The organism is Vulcanococcus sp. Clear-D1, from assembly GCF_014654725.1.
GTDB lineage: Bacteria > Cyanobacteriota > Cyanobacteriia > PCC-6307 > Cyanobiaceae > Vulcanococcus.
In genome coordinates, this window is the sequence record NZ_JACVZV010000005.1 from 11,603 (window position 1) to 27,876 (window position 16,274).

14 protein-coding genes are annotated in these 16,274 nt (G+C 64.8%); 7 read left to right on the top strand and 7 right to left on the bottom strand.

The window, feature by feature from the left end; genetic code table 11:
• Window positions 1-38: 38 nt before the first annotated feature.
• The 5 genes from H9532_RS01435 to H9532_RS01455 all read right to left on the bottom strand — a co-directional run bounded on the left by H9532_RS01435 (window position 39) and on the right by H9532_RS01455 (window position 5,471).
• Window positions 39-1,190, bottom strand: a complete 1,152-nt coding sequence (locus tag H9532_RS01435; RefSeq protein WP_296365079.1) for an anhydro-N-acetylmuramic acid kinase — start codon at window positions 1,188-1,190, stop codon at window positions 39-41.
• A 60-nt stretch (window positions 1,191-1,250) separates the two neighbouring features.
• Entirely contained in the window at window positions 1,251-1,886 is a 636-nt protein-coding gene (locus H9532_RS01440; RefSeq protein ID WP_296365081.1) for a peroxiredoxin, read from the bottom strand.
• Between the two features lie 66 nt (window positions 1,887-1,952).
• A complete protein-coding gene (gene hflX / locus H9532_RS01445) occupies window positions 1,953-3,590 on the bottom strand; it encodes a GTPase HflX (protein WP_296365083.1) in 1,638 nt (545 codons plus the stop codon).
• Window positions 3,587-4,264, bottom strand: coding sequence for an HAD-IA family hydrolase (locus tag H9532_RS01450; protein WP_296365085.1), 678 nt, complete (start codon window positions 4,262-4,264; stop codon window positions 3,587-3,589). The genes hflX and H9532_RS01450 overlap by 4 nt, the downstream gene beginning before the upstream one ends.
• A 34-nt stretch (window positions 4,265-4,298) precedes the next feature.
• Window positions 4,299-5,471 carry an FAD-dependent oxidoreductase gene (locus H9532_RS01455; RefSeq protein ID WP_296365087.1) on the bottom strand — a complete coding sequence of 391 codons (1,173 nt, stop codon included), beginning with the start codon at window positions 5,469-5,471 and terminating at the stop codon, window positions 4,299-4,301.
• Between the two features lie 89 nt (window positions 5,472-5,560).
• On the opposite strand from H9532_RS01455, the gene H9532_RS01460 reads away from it, so the two are divergent.
• Both H9532_RS01460 and H9532_RS01465 read left to right on the top strand, forming a co-directional pair.
• The gene (locus tag H9532_RS01460; RefSeq protein ID WP_296365089.1) at window positions 5,561-6,298 is read left to right on the top strand and encodes a phosphoadenylyl-sulfate reductase; all 738 of its coding nucleotides are present in this window, start codon (window positions 5,561-5,563) and stop codon (window positions 6,296-6,298) included.
• A complete protein-coding gene (locus H9532_RS01465) occupies window positions 6,299-6,985 on the top strand; it encodes a type III pantothenate kinase (RefSeq protein ID WP_296365091.1) in 687 nt (228 codons plus the stop codon).
• 2 nt (window positions 6,986-6,987) lie between these two features.
• Here the strand turns inward: H9532_RS01465 and bcp are convergent, their stop codons facing one another.
• Window positions 6,988-7,455 carry a thioredoxin-dependent thiol peroxidase gene (gene bcp, locus H9532_RS01470; RefSeq protein ID WP_296365093.1) on the bottom strand — a complete coding sequence of 156 codons (468 nt, stop codon included), beginning with the start codon at window positions 7,453-7,455 and terminating at the stop codon, window positions 6,988-6,990.
• Window positions 7,456-7,546: 91 nt separating this feature from the next.
• On the opposite strand from bcp, the gene H9532_RS01475 reads away from it, so the two are divergent.
• From H9532_RS01475 to H9532_RS01485, 3 genes are all read left to right on the top strand, one after another.
• On the top strand, window positions 7,547-8,143 hold the full coding sequence (locus tag H9532_RS01475) for a 4'-phosphopantetheinyl transferase superfamily protein (protein ID WP_296365095.1): 597 nt from the start codon (window positions 7,547-7,549) through the stop codon (window positions 8,141-8,143).
• Between the two features lie 47 nt (window positions 8,144-8,190).
• Window positions 8,191-8,703 carry a hypothetical protein gene (locus H9532_RS01480; RefSeq protein WP_296365097.1) on the top strand — a complete coding sequence of 171 codons (513 nt, stop codon included), beginning with the start codon at window positions 8,191-8,193 and terminating at the stop codon, window positions 8,701-8,703.
• Window positions 8,704-8,806: 103 nt separating this feature from the next.
• Window positions 8,807-9,487, top strand: coding sequence for an alpha/beta hydrolase (locus H9532_RS01485; protein ID WP_296365099.1), 681 nt, complete (start codon window positions 8,807-8,809; stop codon window positions 9,485-9,487).
• A 45-nt stretch (window positions 9,488-9,532) separates the two neighbouring features.
• On the opposite strand, the gene H9532_RS01490 is transcribed toward H9532_RS01485, so the two are convergent.
• Complete coding sequence (locus tag H9532_RS01490) at window positions 9,533-11,767, bottom strand: AAA family ATPase (RefSeq protein ID WP_296365101.1); 2,235 nt, start codon at window positions 11,765-11,767, stop codon at window positions 9,533-9,535.
• Between the two features lie 151 nt (window positions 11,768-11,918).
• Here H9532_RS01490 and H9532_RS01495 point away from each other — a divergent pair, with 151 nt between their 5' ends.
• Both H9532_RS01495 and H9532_RS01500 read left to right on the top strand, forming a co-directional pair.
• Window positions 11,919-12,962, top strand: coding sequence for an efflux RND transporter periplasmic adaptor subunit (locus H9532_RS01495; RefSeq protein WP_296365104.1), 1,044 nt, complete (start codon window positions 11,919-11,921; stop codon window positions 12,960-12,962).
• Window positions 12,963-12,971: 9 nt separating this feature from the next.
• Window positions 12,972-16,274: an efflux RND transporter permease subunit gene (locus tag H9532_RS01500; RefSeq protein ID WP_296365106.1), complete on the top strand. Its 3,303-nt coding sequence runs from the start codon at window positions 12,972-12,974 to the stop codon at window positions 16,272-16,274.

Below are 16,274 nucleotides of genomic sequence, written 5' to 3' on the forward strand. Positions count from 1 at the left end.
TTCTGCCCGCGCTTCGTGGTGGATCGTGATCTGCCGGTTTAAAGGCTCGGGTGGGCGCACACCCCTAGAACGGCCGGCTGCGCGGCGCCTGTCACCGAGGGAAGTGAGCCGCTGACCCCGTGGTGATGCCACCAGGCCAGGAGGGCGAAGGCCAGAGCCTCGCGGTCGCTCTCGCCGATGCCCAGCTCCGCCAGCGCCCGCAGCTGCAGGCCGCGGCAGCGGAGGCGCAGCTCCGCCATCAAGGTGGCGTTGCGGGCGCCGCCACCGGCCACCAGCAGTTCCAGAACGGCTGGCCCGCGGGCCAGGTCTTGGGCCACCACAGCAGCCGTGAAGGCGGTGAGTGTGGCGAGGGCATCGGCGGGCTCCAGCCGTTGATCCCGCCGATCTGCAGCGGCCTCTAGCTCCCGCAGGCGCCGCTGCAGATCTGGCTGCCCGAATAATTCCCGGCCGGTGGATTTAGGCGGCGCCTGCTGCAGATAGGGCTCTTGCAACCACCGCTGCACCAGCGCCTCATCCACCTGGCCTTGGGCTGCCCAGGCGCCATCGGCATCGAAGCGCCGCTCCCCTGCGGAGAATTGGGCCGCCGCCAGATCCAGGAGGGTGTTGGCGGGGCCGCAATCCCAGCCCTGCACGGCCGCGGTGCGATCCGGGCCCGCTTGCGGTGGCAGCAGGGTGAGGTTGGCGATGCCCCCCAAGTTGAGCAGGGCCCGCCAGCCGCCGATCGCCGGCAATAGGGCGGCATCGGCAGCTGGCACCAGCGGTGCCCCCTGGCCCCCGAGGGCTAGATCAGCGGCGCGGAAGTCGAACACCACGGGCCGCTGCAACAGCTGGGCCAGCAGGGGGCCCTGCAACAGCTGCCAGCTGCTGCCGCGGCGCTCGCCCTGGGGCGGGCGGTGCCAGAGGGTCTGGCCGTGGCACCCCACCAGCTGGGCGCTGCCGTTTGGATCGCAGGCGCGGGCCGCGGCGGCTTGCACCTCCGTGAGCGCTTCCCCCAGCTCGATCACATCCGCGGCCTGGATCGGCTGGCCTTGGCCGGCTGCGATCAGCCGCTGGCGCAGATCGTCCGGGTACGGCACGCCGGCCCGGCTGAGCAGCCGCCAGCGGGGCCGGCGCGGCGGGCCACTGAAGGCTGCCAGCACGGCATCCACGCCATCGGCGCTGGTGCCGCTCATCAGACCCAACACCCGCATGGCAACAAAAAAGCCCCCGGGCATTGTCCCGGGGGCTGATGCATCGTGCCGCCTAGGCGATCACTTGTTGGGCTGGGGGGTCATGCGCAGGTAGGGCTTGATCTCGGTCACGCCCTTGGGGAACTTGGTGCGGGCTTCATCGGTGGGGATGGAAGGAACCACCACGCAGTCTTCGCCGTCTTTCCAGTTCACCGGGGTGGCCACCTGGTGGTGGTCGGTGAGCTGCAGGGAGTCGATCACCCGCAGGATCTCCTGGAAATTCCGGCCGGTGCTGGCGGGGTAAGTGATCTGCAGACGCAGCTTTTTGTTGGGGTCGATGATGAACACCGACCGCACCGTGAGGTTGTTGAGCGAGTTGGGGTGGATCATCCCGTAGAGATCACTCACCTTCTTGTCCTCATCGGCGAGGATCGGGTAGTCGACCGTGGTGTTCTGCGTCTCATTGATGTCGCAGATCCAGCCGCCATGGCTCTCAGCGGAGTCGACGCTCAGGGCAATGGTTTTCACATTGCGCTTCTCCCACTCGGAGCGCAGGCGCGACACCTCACCCAGCTCGGTGGTGCACACCGGGGTGTAGTCGGCGGGGTGGGAGAACAGCACCACCCAGCTATCGCCGGCGAAGTCGTAGAGGTTGATCGGGCCCAGCTGGGAGTTCTGGGTGAAATCGGGGACGGTGTCGCCCAGTTGGAGCGCCATGGAGCCGGGTTGATTTGAGGCCAGATGCTGCCATAACCAGGGCCGGAACTGACGTCAACCCATCGCTCAGCCCAGTGGCGGCTGTTCGCTGAACAGCCACTCGCGCAAACCCTCCAGGCCAAGGCCTGCGGTGGCGGAGACGAACAGTGCCTGGGGATCGAGATTGCGCGCCTGGTCCAGGGACTGGGCCGTGCAGCGATCGATCTGGTTGCCGATCAGCCGGCGCGGGGTGTCGCTGCCCAGCTCATCCAGGATGGAATGCACTGTCTTGAGCTGTTCCTCCCAGCCCGGATCGGAAAGATCCACCACCAGCAGCAGCTGATCGGCTTCCAGGGTTTCCTCCAGCGTGGAGCGAAAGGCCTCCACCAAGGGTGGCGGCAGGGCGCGGATGAAGCCCACCGTGTCGGTGAGCAAGAGCGTTTGGGGCGGCCCGCCGGCGGGGTTGGGCCGGCTGATGCGGCGGGTGGTGGGATCGAGGGTGGCGAAGAGCTTGTTCTCCGCCAGCACGGCCTCGCCGGCAGCCGGTTTGCTCAGGGCATTGAGCAGGGAGCTCTTGCCGGCGTTGGTGTAGCCCACCAGGGCAAAGCGCTGCAGGCCGTGGCGGCCACTGCGGATGCGGGCCCGATGCTCCCGCAGCTTCTGCACATCGCGTTGCAGCTTGTCGATGCGGCGGGCAATGGCGCGGCGATCCTTTTCAAGCTGGGTTTCACCGGGGCCGCGGGTACCGATGCCACCGCCCTGGCGCGAGAGGCTCAGGCCGCGGCCCACCAGTCGAGGTAGCCGGTAGCGCAGCTGCGCCAGTTCCACCTGAAGCCGCCCCGCTCCGCTCGCGGCCCGCTGGGCAAAGATGTCGAGAATCAGCTCGCTGCGATCGCTCACCGGCAGATCCAGCAGGTGCTCGAGGTTGCGAGCCTGGGCGGGGGTGAGTTCGCGATCGGTCACCACCAGCGAAGCCCCAAGCCGCCGTGCCTCCAGTGCTGCTTCGCGGAGCTTGCCCTCGCCCCAGAGGGTTTGCGGTGAGCCGGAAGCCTTGCGTTGCACCACCAGTCCCACCGGCAGTGAGCCGGCGCTCCGCACCAGCCCTTCGAGCTCCGCGATCTCACGCCGCGCCGTTTCAGGGTCGGAGGGGCTGAGCACCAGCAGCAGCACCTGCTCAAGACCGCTTGGTTTGGTCGCCGCTTGCGGCGGCGCTTGCCGCTCCGGTGGGATCCACTGGCAGAGCTCACTGAGATCGGCCTCGTGCTGCTGTTGCCAGGGATGGCTGGGATCGCCGCCGGGCAGGTAAGCCGCAGCCATCCAGTCGCCGCCGGCGCCCGGTTGTTGGCAGTAGCGCAGCCAGAGCTGGGGATCAAGATCGAGCCCCACCACCGCTTCACTGCCCTGGGGTTCAAGCTGCTTGGCCCGGCCGACGCAGGTGATCAGGCGCAGGTCACTGCCCTGGCGGCGCGGCCCCCCGGGCAGGCGCTCCAGTAGCCGGCCTGATTGCTCCAGCGGGCCTACCCACAGCAGGCGGCAGAGGCCGCGGCCATCGATCACGAGGCTCAAGGGCAGCTCCAGCTCGGTGCTCTCGGCCGCCAGCCGCTGCAAGGTGAGCAGATCGGCGCCGTAGGCCTCCGGGTGTCGCCGGTGGCTGAGCCTCTCCAGCCGACGGCTCTGGGCAGGACGCAGACCGGCGGTGCGGCCCAGTAAGGCGGTTTGCTTCAACGGTTGGACCCACCCGGGGTGCCGGCGGGCTGTTGCCGCTCGATCAGCACGCAGTGGAGCCCGGCTGCCCGGGCGCCGGCTTCATCCTCGGGGCTATCGCCGATGTGCCAGGCGGCCGCCGCCGGCAGCTTGAGCAGCTCCAGTGCCCGCTGGAAGGGGCGTGGATCGGGTTTAGCCGCCCCCACCGCCGAAGACACCACCACCGCATCCAGCCATGGCGCCAGCTCCAGCTGCTCCAGCAGTGGGTGCAGCCGCTGATCGAAGTTGCTCACCACCGCCAGCTTCAGGCCTGCGTCGCTCCAGCGCTGCAGGTGATCGGGCACGTCGGGATACACCTGCCAGGGTTCGGCGGTGGCGTAGTGGGCAAACAGCGCCGGCCCCAGACCCTCGGGCAAGGTGCCTTCATGGCCGCAGGCCTTCAGGCAGCCGGCGATCAGCTCGATCCACCAGGCCTGTTCGGCCTCCAGCAACGCCGCACCCTCCAGGCCGGGGAAGGCCAGTGCCGGTGCAGCGCGAAACAGCTGCGGGAACACGGCATTGATCGCCTCAGCGTCCACCTTCAGCCCGTATTCGGCGGCGAAGGCTGCATAGGTGCTGCCCACGGAGCGCCGCAGGCCAATCAGGGTGCCCATCGCATCGAGCAGCAAGCCCTCGGGTCGGCGCGCGTCGGTCATCGATGGAGTGGTGGTGCGTCGCAGTGTCTGGGCGTCAGAACCAATCGGCCAGCCAGCCACCGGCCACGCGCAGCTGATGCTGCAGCCCCGGCATTCGGGCCAGGTAGGCCAGGCGCCGCAGTTGGAAGGCCGCGGGGCCGGCCAGGGTGATCCCCATGCCCGTGAGGGTGGCCTGGCCGATGCCCAGACCCAGCATTTCCCCCAGATCCTTCCAGATGAAGGGTTGCAGCTCCTCACCGTGCCGTTGGCGCAACACATTGGCCGCGACACAGCTGGCCTGCTGGTAGGCGACCTGGGCGGTGGCGGGATGGGCCTCCCCGCTGGGATCGGGGCAGAGGGCGGCGTCCCCCATGGCGAACAGGTGGTCAGCCCCGATGACTCGGAGGTCGCTGTGGCAAGGCAGCCGTCCGCGGCGATCGAGCTCAAGGGCTGGCGTGAGGCTGGGAACACTGCCCACCACCCCGCCGGTCCAGATCACCCCATCGCAGCTCAGCGTTTCGCTGGCGCTGTCTCGCTGGAGGCTGAGCGTCGTGGCGCTCACCGCCGTCACCCGGGTGCCTGTGCGTAGGCGGATATCGCGCTGCAATAGGGCTTGCCGGGCTTGATCCCTGTTGAAGGAGCGGGCTGCCGGCAGCAGTTCGTCGCCCTGTTCGATCAGTTCCACCACCGCTGCACCTTGCAGCAGATCGGCCAGCTTGCAGGCCAGCTCCACGCCACTGGCGCCGGCCCCCACGATCACGAGGCGCTGCAGGGGGCGCTGCTGTTGCTTGAGCCGCTGCACCAGCTGCTGCAAGCGATCCACATCCGCCAGGCTGCGGAAGCCGAGGCAGTGCTCCTCCACGCCTGGAATGCCGTAGCTGGTGGGCTTGCCGCCTGTGGCCAGCACCAGTTGGGCGTAGGGCAGCTGGCGACCGGATTCGGTGGTGAGCCGTTGTGCGCTGGTGTCGATCTGGCTGACGCGCTCCTGCAGCCAAACCACCCCTTTGCCAGCGATCAGTTCGCTGTAGCGCGGAGCGATTTCCCAGCGCCGCAGCTCCTGGCTGAGCAGCTCGTAGAGCAGGGGCAGAAACAGGAATCGTTCCTGCGGTTCGATCAGCAGCACCGGAGTGTCGGGGGCTGCAGCCGCCAGTTGCAGGGCGGCGCTCAATCCGCCGAAACCGCCTCCGACCACCACAACAGGTTGCTGTTCGGCCTCGGCTGGCGGCACGGTTCCGATCGGGCGGATGGTGTTGCGCGAACCCTAACCAGCAGCTGCGGGCACGGAAGCGATTTCCCCTGGCATTGGAGGATGGACCGATGACGAGCACCCCGGCCACTACCTCAGCCACGCTGGATGAGCAGCAGTGCTGCCTGGCGCTGGAGCCTCTGGATGCGCTGGGGCGGATGCGCTGGGGCCTGGAACAGTTCGGAGATGGCTTCGCCCTCACCACAAGCTTCGGCATCCAAGCGGCGGTTTCGCTGCATCTGATCAGCCAGCTGGATCGCTCGGTGCCCGTGATTTGGGTGGATACCGGCTATCTGCCGCCTGAGACCTACCGCTACGCCGAAACCCTGATCGAGCTGCTGGGGCTGCAGGTGCATGTGGCCCAGGCTGAGATCAGTCCTGCGCGGATGGAGGCGTTGCATGGCCGCCTCTGGGAGACCGGCCGTGTGGAAGACATGCAGACCTACCACCGCATTCGCAAGGTGGAGCCGCTGGATCGGGCCATGGAGGCGCTGGCTGTGCGCTGCTGGGCCAGCGGCGTGCGTGGCCGGCAGACCGATCACCGCAGCACCATGCAACCCCTGGCGCAGGTGCGCGGCCGCTGGGCGCTGCGCCCTCTGCTCGCCTGGACCAACAAGGACGTTTTTTATTACATGCAGGAGCACGGGCTACCACAGCACCCGCTGTTTGAGCAGGGCTATTCCACGGTGGGCGACTGGCATTCCAGTGGCCCAGACGATGGTGGGGTCTCCGGCCGGGCCACCCGATTCGGTGGCCTCAAGCAGGAATGCGGCATTCACCTGCCCGGGATGGCCGGCGAGGGCATCTGAGTGGCGCGGCTGTTGCTGATCGGCAACAGCCGCTGGCACTGGGCTGAGCCCTGCGCCAGCGGCGGCGGGCTGCGTTGTTGGCACACCCCGCCGGTTGACAACCTCGAAGCGGAGGATCTTCAGGCCTGGGCTGCGGTGGGTTCGCTGCCTCGCCATCCACCGTCTGTGGCGGCGCGACGGCTGACATTGGCGGATGTGCCCCTGAAGGGGGCACCGCCCTGGCTGGGCATCGACCGCGCTTTGGTGGGCTGGTGGGCCTGGCAGCAGCAGCAGCAGGCCGTGTTGGTGGCTGATGCCGGCACGGCCCTGAGCCTGACGCGGGTGAGTGCTCAGGGCTGCTTTGCCGGCGGCTTGATCAGCGCGGGTGTGGCCTTGCAGCTGAGGGCTCTGGCCGGCTCCACGGCGCAACTGCCCCAACTGCACGACGCCTGCTTCGAGGCAGGCCAGCCCTCGCCCGCCTGGCCTCAGAGCACCGATGCAGCCATGGCGGAGGGCTGCCGGCGTGCCGTGGCGGCAGGGATTACACAGGCCGCGGCAGAGGCTGCGGGCAGTTGCCTCTGGCTCACCGGAGGCGACGCTGCGCTGGTGTTGCCACTGCTGATGGCGCAGCAAATCCAGCCCGTGCATGCACCGGATCTGGCCCTGGAGGCCATGGCGGCGTTGCCGCTGGTGGGTTGGCGCCGCTGAGATCAGGCCAGGCCCAGATCCCTCAGGATGTCGTCGGCCATGGTTTCCGCCTTCACCTTGGTGTAGGCCTTCTCGATCTTGCCGTCCGCATCAACCACGAAGGTGTGGCGCATCATGCCCATGTATTCGCGGCCCATGAACTTCTTGAGGCCGTAGCTGCCGAAGCTCTCGGCCACCGGGCAGGGTTCGGCGTCGGTGAGCAGGGTGAAGGGCAGCTCGTATTTGCTGATGAACTTGCTGTGGCTGGTCGCGCCGTCTTTGCTGATGCCCAGGACGGCGATGTTGTGCTGCTCAAAAGCCGACCACTGATCCCGGAAGTTGCAGGCCTCTTTGGTGCAGCCGGGGGTGTCGTCCTTGGGATAGAAGTAGATCACCACGCGCTGGCCCTTGAAACCGGCCAAGCTCACCAGCTCACCGTTCTGATCGGGGAGGGTGAAGTTTGGTGCGGCATCACCGATCTGCAGAGCCATGGCGGGGCTTCAACACAATGGCGGGAGCCTAAGGGGAGCTCTGAGCGCATCGGCGCCCACCACACACCACGCCGCTCCACGCTTGTGGCTGTTGCCGCTCACGGCGGACGATCCCTGGACGCTCAGTGAGGCCGAACGGGACTGGAGCGCTGCGCTGCCGCCGCCGGTGCAGCACCGTTATCGCACCAGCCGGCATCTGTTGCGCTGTCGCCTGGCCGCATGTCTGGATCTGCCGGCTGAGGCGGTGCCGCTGCATAGTCCGCCCGGTGAGGCGCCTTGTCTGGCAGCGGGCTATGGGGCCGTGAGCCTGAGCCACAGCCGCGATCAGGTGTTACTGGCCTGGTCGCCCTGGCCGATCGGGGTCGATCTGGAGTGGCAGCAGCGCACCATTGCTGCGGAGTTGTTGGCGCGGCGCTTCTTCCCGCCGCAGGAGTGGCAGCAGCTGCAGCGCCGATCCCCGGCGGAGCGTGCGGCGCTGGTGCTGGAGAGCTGGGTGCGCAAGGAGGCGGCGATCAAATGGCAACGCAGCAGCCTGGCCGCCGACCTGCGCCATTGGCACTGGTGTGCGGAACGTCAGCGTCTTGAGCATCTGCTGGAGGGCTGGCAGCCGCCCTGTGTGTGTGAGGGGCGTAACGGCTGGTTGTGCGCGGTGGTGGGGCAGGCAGCCGAACAGGCGATCTGGGATTAACGTCCGCGCGTTCGACCCCTGAACAGTCCTCTCAACAGGCCGCACCCATGCCGTTGGCCCTGCGCTTCAGTGTGGTGGCTCTTCTGAGCCTGTTCGGCGTGGCGGGGCTCGCCCAATGGCGCTTGTTGCCCCCTCCGGCCATGCGCACGGGTGCCTCCACCGACCGGGTGCTGGCGGATCTGGCCAGTCAGGAAGCGCTGCAGGATGGTCGCGCCAGGGCGACCGAAGCGCTGGGCCAGTTCGTGGGCGGCCAGATCACCCGCTACTTCTGGGGCAGCTTCACCGGTTATCTCGATGTGCTCGGGTTGGAGACCCCGGAAGACATGGAGGCCCGCATCAGTGAAGCGCCCGAGCGGGTGCAGCTGCTGCTGATTCCCAGGGGCGGCGATGAGCGGTATGTGGCGCAAGTGCAGGCGGAAGACAACGTGCCGCGCGGCGTGGCCTGCAGCGGCCGCGGCGAACCGGGCAGCTTCCGCTTGGAGCGCGATGCGCTGCATTGCCCGCCGGGTTGGAGTCCATTGGAGCTGCCGACGCGGCGCCCGGCCGACCGGCGCGGTTAACAGTTCAACGGTTTTTCGATAACCGATTCTTAAATCAACCTGCAGAAGGTCCATGGCGGACGCCCCCGCTCGCCATACCGGGAGAGTCATCTTCTGCTCAACCATGCGCAAGGTTCTCCTCCCCTTGGCTGGCGCTGGTGTCCTGCTTGCAGGCCTCTCGGCCCAGGCCATCCCCCAAGGGCCCACCACCATCAATTCCGATCAGGCCGGTGTGCGCTACGGCGCTCCAACCTTCATTCAAGAAGGTCTGCCCACCCAGACCGCCCGCGCTGTGAGCCAGGGCTTTGTTCGCTCCAACACCCTGCTGCCCCTGGGTGGCACCGAGGTGATCGACAACCCCGTGCCCCGCGACCTGAAGGATCTCTCCGGTTGGTCACGCGATGAGCTGCAGGCTGGCCTGCAGAAGGAATACGACGTGGACGTTGCTGCCGTGGCACGTTTCCTCTATTCCGAGAAGGGTGAACAGTTCCTGTCTGAAAGCATTCAGCAGAACAATTACACCCCCTACTACAGCCAGAATCACAGCCTGCAAGCTGTGCGCAGCGCCATCATTCTCGACTCGGCTGACGGCAAACTGTCCAGCTACGGGATGATGTCGAATCTGCCCACCGATCAGCGTCTGCAGGGCGCCATGAAGGTGTGTGATGTGAGCGATGCCTCCAACAGTCAGCGGGCCACCTCGCTGCTGAGCTGGTACATGAACACCCCGGCTTGCATTGCGGCTTACACCGCTGAGGCTCCTGCTCCAGCCCCCGCTGCTCCTGCCGTGCGCGGTCTCTGGTGATCCCGCACACAGCTGACCCTGGCTGAACGCTTCTCAGGCTTCCACTCATCGAGTGGAAGCCTTTCTTGCGATTGAGCCCATGCGTAGGGCCGTGAGCCGCTGATGCTGCAGCTTCTGCGGCAGGCGGTATCCCCGCCGCTCTTGGAGCGCATCGTTGAGCAACCGCACCTGCTCGGGTTGGAGGACGCCGCTCAGATGGCTGCGGTAAGCAGCATTGACTCCCAGCCAGCGCTCGATGAGCGCGGCCGTGAGGTTGAGCTCCAGGGGCTCCTCCCACTGCTCCCAGTTCACCTGCCAACCCCGTTGCTCGAGGCCTATCTGCAACAGCTCCCGATCCGGCGGTGCACTCAGCCAGGCCTGCTCGAGGGCTGGCAGGGGAGCCAGCAGGTTGCGAAGGGCATCGGGCAGGTCTGTGATGGCCAACAGGGCAGCGGCAGGGCCGATCGCCGGTTGGCTGAACAGCAGCCGCAGCTGGCCATTCGGGGCCGCGAGGCGCTCCAGTTGATCCAGTGCGGCAGGCAATTGGTCGGCGCTGAGATCTCTGAAGGGGTGCCTTGCTGCAATCCATTCGAAAACGCTGCCGGGCTCTAGGGCGCCAGCGAGGCCGGCTGTGTCGCAGCAGAGCACACTTGGTTGCCGCAGCGCATCGAGCACGCGCAGCTGGTTGCGGAGCCTTTCGGCATCGGTGCTGTCTGCGGTTTGAATCACCACGCCGCCTTCCGGCGTGTGCTCCAGAGGGTCAAGCGCCCAGAGCAATGAGCGGGCCTCCAGGATCAGCACCCGGTCATGTCGCCGCCAGGTTGCGTCCTGCCAAAGCCGGCTGCGCAGAGCATCCAGCCGCTCCCCTTCGCTTCCTAATTGGCGCTGCAGCCAGCGTTCTAGAGCTGGATCCTCGGGGCTGCTGCTGAGCACCTCCCCCAGTTCAGCCTCGTGTTCCGCCGCTGCGGCCAGCTGGGCCGCCCGCCGTTGCTGCAGCAATTGGCGCCGTTGGCCCTCCCAGCCCAGTTGGCCCGGCTGCCAGAACACTTGGCCCTGTAGTGCGCTGGGTAGATATTGCTGGGCCACCCAGTGCTCGGCGTAGGCGTGGGGGTAGCGGTAGCCCACCCCATCGCCGAAGGCCTTGCCATCACGGTTGGCATCGCGCAGGTGGGCCGGCACGTTCTGGCGGCTGCTCGCCTTCACGCTCTTGAGGGCATCGAAGAACCCCAACAGGCTGTTGCTCTTGTCGGTGCTGGCCAGATAGAGCGCCGCCTGCGCCAGGGGATAGAGCCCCTCCGGCAGGCCCACGCGCTCAAAGGCCGCAGCGCAGGCCTCCACCACCACCATCGCCTGGGGGTCGGCCAGGCCGATGTCTTCTCCGGCGGAGATCAACATGCGCCGGAAGATGAAGCGGGGGTTCTCGCCCGCTTCCACCATCCGGGCCAGCCAGAACAATGCTGCATCGGGATCGCTGCCCCGCAGCGATTTGATGAAGGCGCTGATCGTGTCGAAGTGGGCGTCGCCCTGCTTGTCGTAGAGCACGGCGCGCTGCTGGATCGATTCTTCGGCGATTGTTAGATCAATGGCGATCACACCGTCGTCATCGGGTTCGCTGGTCTCCACGGCCAGCTCGAGGGCGTTGAGCAGGCTGCGGGCATCGCCGCCGGCCACATCCACCAGATGCTCGGCGGCTTCAGCGCTGATCCGCACCGAGCGGTTGCCGTAGCCATGGTTCGGATCCTGCAGGGCGCGTTGCAGCAGCTGATGCAGGTGGCGGGGTTGCAGGGGCTGCAGGCGGAACAGGCGTGAGCGGCTCACCAGCGCCTTGTTCACTTCAAAGAACGGGTTTTCGGTGGTGGCGCCGATCAGCGTCACCGTGCCGTTTTCCACCCAGGGCAATAGAGCGTCCTGCTGGGCGCTGTTGAAGCGGTGCACCTCATCGATGAACAGCAGGCTGCGCAGGCCGTGTTGCTCGAGCCTTCGCCGCGCCTCCTCCACCTCGGCGCGCAGGTCTTTCACGCCCGCCAGCACCGCGTTGAGGCTGCTGAAGTGGGCGCGGGTGCTGGCGGCGATGATCCGGGCCAAGGTGGTTTTCCCCACGCCAGGTGGCCCATAGAGGATCAGGTTGCCAACGCGATCGGCCGCGATAGCTCGCCGTAGCAGCCGTCCGGGCCCAAGGATCTCCTCTTGACCCTGAAAGTCGTCGATGCTGCGGGGACGCATCCGATCGGCGAGCGGGGCCAGGCTCTGGCGCAGCTGCTCGCCGCGATGGCTGAACAGGTCGCTCACACCGCTCGTCATCCAGCACTCATCATCGGATGAAAGATCGAGGCGGATCCGTTAATTTGCGCTCTGCTGTCGATGACCCGTGCGGCGCTACCTGGCCCCACTGCCTCTGATCGCCCTGCTGGTGGGCTGTGGAGCTAAACCACCGACACGTCCGCCCCTCGCGGTGCAGGTGGAGAGCATCGGCGAAGCCGACTTCAATCCTTCGATCGAAGTGATCAGCGTTCTCAGCTCCACCACGGATGTGGCGCTGAGGCCTGAAACCGATGGCCGGGTGGTGAAAATTTTGGTGAGCCAGGGGCAGCAGGTGAAGGCCGGGCAGCCGATCCTGGTGCTCGACAACGTGCAGCAGACGGCTCAACTCAATGCGTCTGAAGCGGAAGCTCGCAAGGATCGGCTCAACGCCGAGCGCTACATCTTCCTGAACGCGCAGGGGGCTGTTTCAACCAAGCAACGCGATCAATACGTCACCCAGGCCATCCAGTCTCGCGATAAGGCGAAGGCTGATGCAGCCACGCTTGGCTACAAATATGTCACGGCGCCGATTAGCGGTGAGATTGGTGATCTCGATACGGTGAAAATTGGAGATTACGTCCGTCAGGGTCAGGCCATCACGGGAATTGTTGATAACTCCTCTCTCTGGACATTGATGGATGTGCCGGCCACCCAGGCGCTGAGTGTGTCGATGGGGCAGTCCGTGAAGCTCACGACCCAGACCAATCCGCCCCAGACACTCACTGGAAAAGTGGTGTTTATTTCTCCCTACTTCGGCGTGAGCGGCAGTGCCTCATCGCCGAACACCGTGTTGGTGAAGGCCAGTTTCGCCAATGCCGACGGCAAGCTCAAGACGGGGCAGTACGTCAAGAACAGCATCATCACCGGCAATGCTCGCGGCTTGTCAGTTCCCGTGACAGCTGTTCTGATGCAGGCTCAGCAGCCCTTTGTGTATAGGGTTGTCAGCCTGGCTCAGGCGCTGCCCAAGATCAAAGCTTCCACCACCATTACCGACGCCCAAAAACAGAAGTTGGAGGCTTTGCCACCCTCCACCTCGATTGTGGTGCAAACACCGGTCAAGCTGGGTCAGCTTCAGAACAATCGCTACCAGCTGATTTCGGGTCTTCAGAAAGGAGAGACAGTGGTGGTGAGCAACACAGCGCTGCTGCGCACCGGCTTGCCGGTGAAAGTCTCAACGACCGCGGCCAGCAACTGAGGACCCGCCATGTCGCTCTCCGATAATTTCATCAAGCGGCCGGTCCTGACGACCGTCTGCAGCATCCTGATTGTGCTGGTGGGCTTGATCGCCATCCCCAGCCTGCCGATTGAAAACCTGCCCAACATTGCGCCGCCTCAGATTCAGGTGGTGGCCAACTACAGCGGCGCGAACTCCCTGGTGACGGAGCAGGCTGTTACCAATGTTTTGGAGCAGCAGATCAATGGTGTGCCTGGTGCGGCCTATATCTCTTCACTGAGCACGAATACCGGCACCAGCACGGTGAATGTGTTCTTTGATGAGACAACCGATATCAATATCGACCAGGTGAACGTGCAGAACCGCGTTTCCTTGGCCATGCCTCAGCTGCCGCAGCAGGTGAGCGCCACGGGTGTGTCTGTGCTGCAGACCACCCCTTCGATTCTGTTGGCCTATCAGGTGAGCTCCACAGAGGGGCAGTTTGATCGCGCCTATATCAATGGACTGATCTACGAGCAGCTTTACTACCAGCTCGAGCGCATTCCTGGTGTGGCCCAGGCCACGCTCTTCGGCGGCAGTAATCCCGCCTTCTGGTTATTTGTTGATCCGAACAAGCTCACTGCTAACCAGCTCACCGCTGATCAAGTGGTATCGGCAGTGCGCAGTCAGAACTCCGTGGCGATCGGTGGTCTGGTCGGTGGTCCGCCCGCTGGTGGTGACCAGATGTTCACTTACCCCATCTTGGTGGAGAACAACGGCAACTTGGTGTCGGTGGATCAGCTGAACAAGCTGATCGTGGGCAAGTCGCCGGCTGGAAACCTGCTCCGCTTAGCGGACGTGGGTGAAGCCACCTATGGCTTCAACACCTTCGCCACCGCCGGTGTGGACATGAATAACTACCCCGCGATCACCGTGGGTGTTTATCAGACGCCTGAAAGCAATGCTCTTCAGGTGAGTGAAGCGGTGGTGCAACTGATGGATCAGTTTCGCGCTGAGGTGCCACCTGGGATCACCGTCCAGGAGATCTACAACGTCGGTGAGTTCATCGAGTCCGCCGTTGATGGCGTGACCGATGCCCTGGGCCTGGCGATTGTGCTGGTGTTGGTGATCCTGTTCCTGTTCCTGCAGGACTGGCGCGCCACCGTGGTGCCAAGCCTGGCAATTCCGATCTCGCTGGTGGGCACCTTCGCTTTTATCAAAGCCTTCGGATTCTCGATCAACCAGCTCACCCTGCTGGGTCTGGTGCTGGCCACCGGCCTGGTGGTGGACGACGCGATCGTGGTGATCGAAGCCGTTGCCAAGAACCTCGAAAGTGGCATGAAGCCGCGTCAGGCAGCCCTGGCCTGTATGGGCGAGCTGATTGGTGCCTTGATCGCGACGTCACTGGTGCTGATGGCTGTGTTTGTGCCGGTGGCGTTTTATCCGGGTGGCATCGGCATCATCTATCGCCAGTTTGCACTCACGATTGCCTTCTCGATTGCGATTTCCACCTTCAATGCGCTCACCTTCTCGCCGATGATGGCGGGTCTGATCTTGAAGGCGGAGAAGCCACCCAAGCCCAAGGGTTGGAGCTGGACAGTCGCTGGCATCATCGTCGGCTTGGCCTTCGGTCGCTTTAGTGCAGCCTCCTTCGGCTTCGGGGCCTACATCTTTGGTGTCTTGCTCTTCGGCTTCGCCGGCAGTCGTCTGGCCGACATCTTTGATGGTTTCAATGATTGGTTCCATCGCCTAGAGCAGGCCTACGCCAACTTGCTCAAGCTGCTAATCCAGCGGCGTCGCTTGATCCTGATGGGATTGGCAAGCGGCATCGTCGTCACCGCCATCGCGTTCAACGCCCTGCCTTCGGCCTTTATCCCTGAGGAAGATCAGGGCTATGGCCTGGGCATCTTCCAGCTGCAGAACGGCGCGTCACTCTCGCAGACCCAGAAGGTGGGTGCTCAGATCGCTCAGGTGTTGCGGGAGGAGGACGACATCGTGGCCGGCAGTGTGATCAGCGGTGCTGGATTTAACGGCAACAGTCCTGATCAAGGTCTGTTCTTCTATGGCTTTAAGCCGCTTGAAGAGCGTTCAGGCGGCGATAACAAGGCGCCGGCCATCGTGGCCCGCCTCAATCAAAAGCTGTCCAAGTTTGATTCAGCCTTGGCTGTGGCCTCACAGCCGCCTGCCATCCCTGGCTTCTCGGCCCAGGGCGGTTTCTATTTCCAATTCAACGACCTGAGCAACGGTGCTTACACCTTTACCCAGCTCAATGACCTGGCCCAGCAGTTGGTGAGCACCGGTCAATCGAGTGGAGAGTTCTCCACCCTTTATACCCAGTTTGTTCCGAGCGCTCCGGCATTCGGTCTTAAAATCGATCGCTCGATCCTCGGCACCCTCAACGTTGACTTCCAGCAGGCGATGCAGACGATCGCTGTGCTCGCTGGCGGTAATTACTCCGGCCTCACCTATGAGAGCGGTCAGGTGCGCAATATCTATGTGCAGTCGCAACCAGATGAGCGCAGCAACCTTGAAGATGTTCTCAGCTACTACGTTCGCAATCGCGACGGCAAGATGGTGCAGGTGTCGGAGTTTGCCTCAGCGGATCTCTCCAGTGCGCCGCCGGTGATCAGCCACTATAACCTCTATCGCACGATTCTGGTGCAGGGTGCTGAGGCGATCGGTAAGAGTTCTGGTCAGGCTCTTACGGCGATCCAGAAGATCTTCAACAGCCTGGACTTCAACAACATCGGCTACGCCTTCACCGGCATTGCCGCCCTGCAGCTTTCAGCTGGCAGCGCCAGTGTGCTGGTGTTCGGCCTGGGTGTGCTGATCGTTTATCTCGTGCTCTCTGCTCAATACGAGAGCTACGTGACGCCGGTGATCATCCTGATGACCGTGCCCCTGGCCATGCTCGGCGCCCTGGTGTTCCTGTCGCTGCGTTCGATCGACCTGAACATCTATGCCCAGGTTGGCCTGGTGACCCTGATTGGTCTGGCCGCGAAGAACGGCATCTTGATCGTGGAGGTGGCTGAACAGCACCTTGAGGCCGGCATGAGTGTGCCTGAAGCCGCCATCGCTGCTGCTGAGTCCAGAATGCGTCCGATTCTGATGACGGCGATTGCTTCGCTGGCGGGCTTCTTGCCGTTGGTGGTGGCCACGACAGCTGGTGCGAATAGTCAGCAGTCGCTCGGCACGGTGATCTTCGGAGGCCTGCTGGTGGCCACGGTGCTCTCGCTTGGCGTGGTGCCGCCTTTCTATGTGGCGATCAAGAACCTGGAGGAGCGTTGGTTCGGCGAGGGCGGAGGTCGTGGTGGTGATGCTTCTGCAGCCGCCACCCTCCCCCGCGTCGACTGA

Coding starts and splice junctions, on each gene's coding strand:
- H9532_RS01490 (WP_296365101.1), bottom strand. CDS start 11,767: ATGACGAGCGGTGTGAGCGACCTGTTCAGCCATCGCGGCGAGCAGCTG.
- H9532_RS01440 (WP_296365081.1), bottom strand. CDS start 1,886: ATGGCGCTCCAACTGGGCGACACCGTCCCCGATTTCACCCAGAACTCC.
- H9532_RS01435 (WP_296365079.1), bottom strand. CDS start 1,190: ATGCGGGTGTTGGGTCTGATGAGCGGCACCAGCGCCGATGGCGTGGAT.
- H9532_RS01500 (WP_296365106.1), top strand. CDS start 12,972: ATGTCGCTCTCCGATAATTTCATCAAGCGGCCGGTCCTGACGACCGTC.
- H9532_RS01485 (WP_296365099.1), top strand. CDS start 8,807: ATGCGCAAGGTTCTCCTCCCCTTGGCTGGCGCTGGTGTCCTGCTTGCA.
- H9532_RS01480 (WP_296365097.1), top strand. CDS start 8,191: ATGCCGTTGGCCCTGCGCTTCAGTGTGGTGGCTCTTCTGAGCCTGTTC.
- bcp (WP_296365093.1), bottom strand. CDS start 7,455: ATGGCTCTGCAGATCGGTGATGCCGCACCAAACTTCACCCTCCCCGAT.
- H9532_RS01460 (WP_296365089.1), top strand. CDS start 5,561: ATGACGAGCACCCCGGCCACTACCTCAGCCACGCTGGATGAGCAGCAG.
- H9532_RS01450 (WP_296365085.1), bottom strand. CDS start 4,264: ATGACCGACGCGCGCCGACCCGAGGGCTTGCTGCTCGATGCGATGGGC.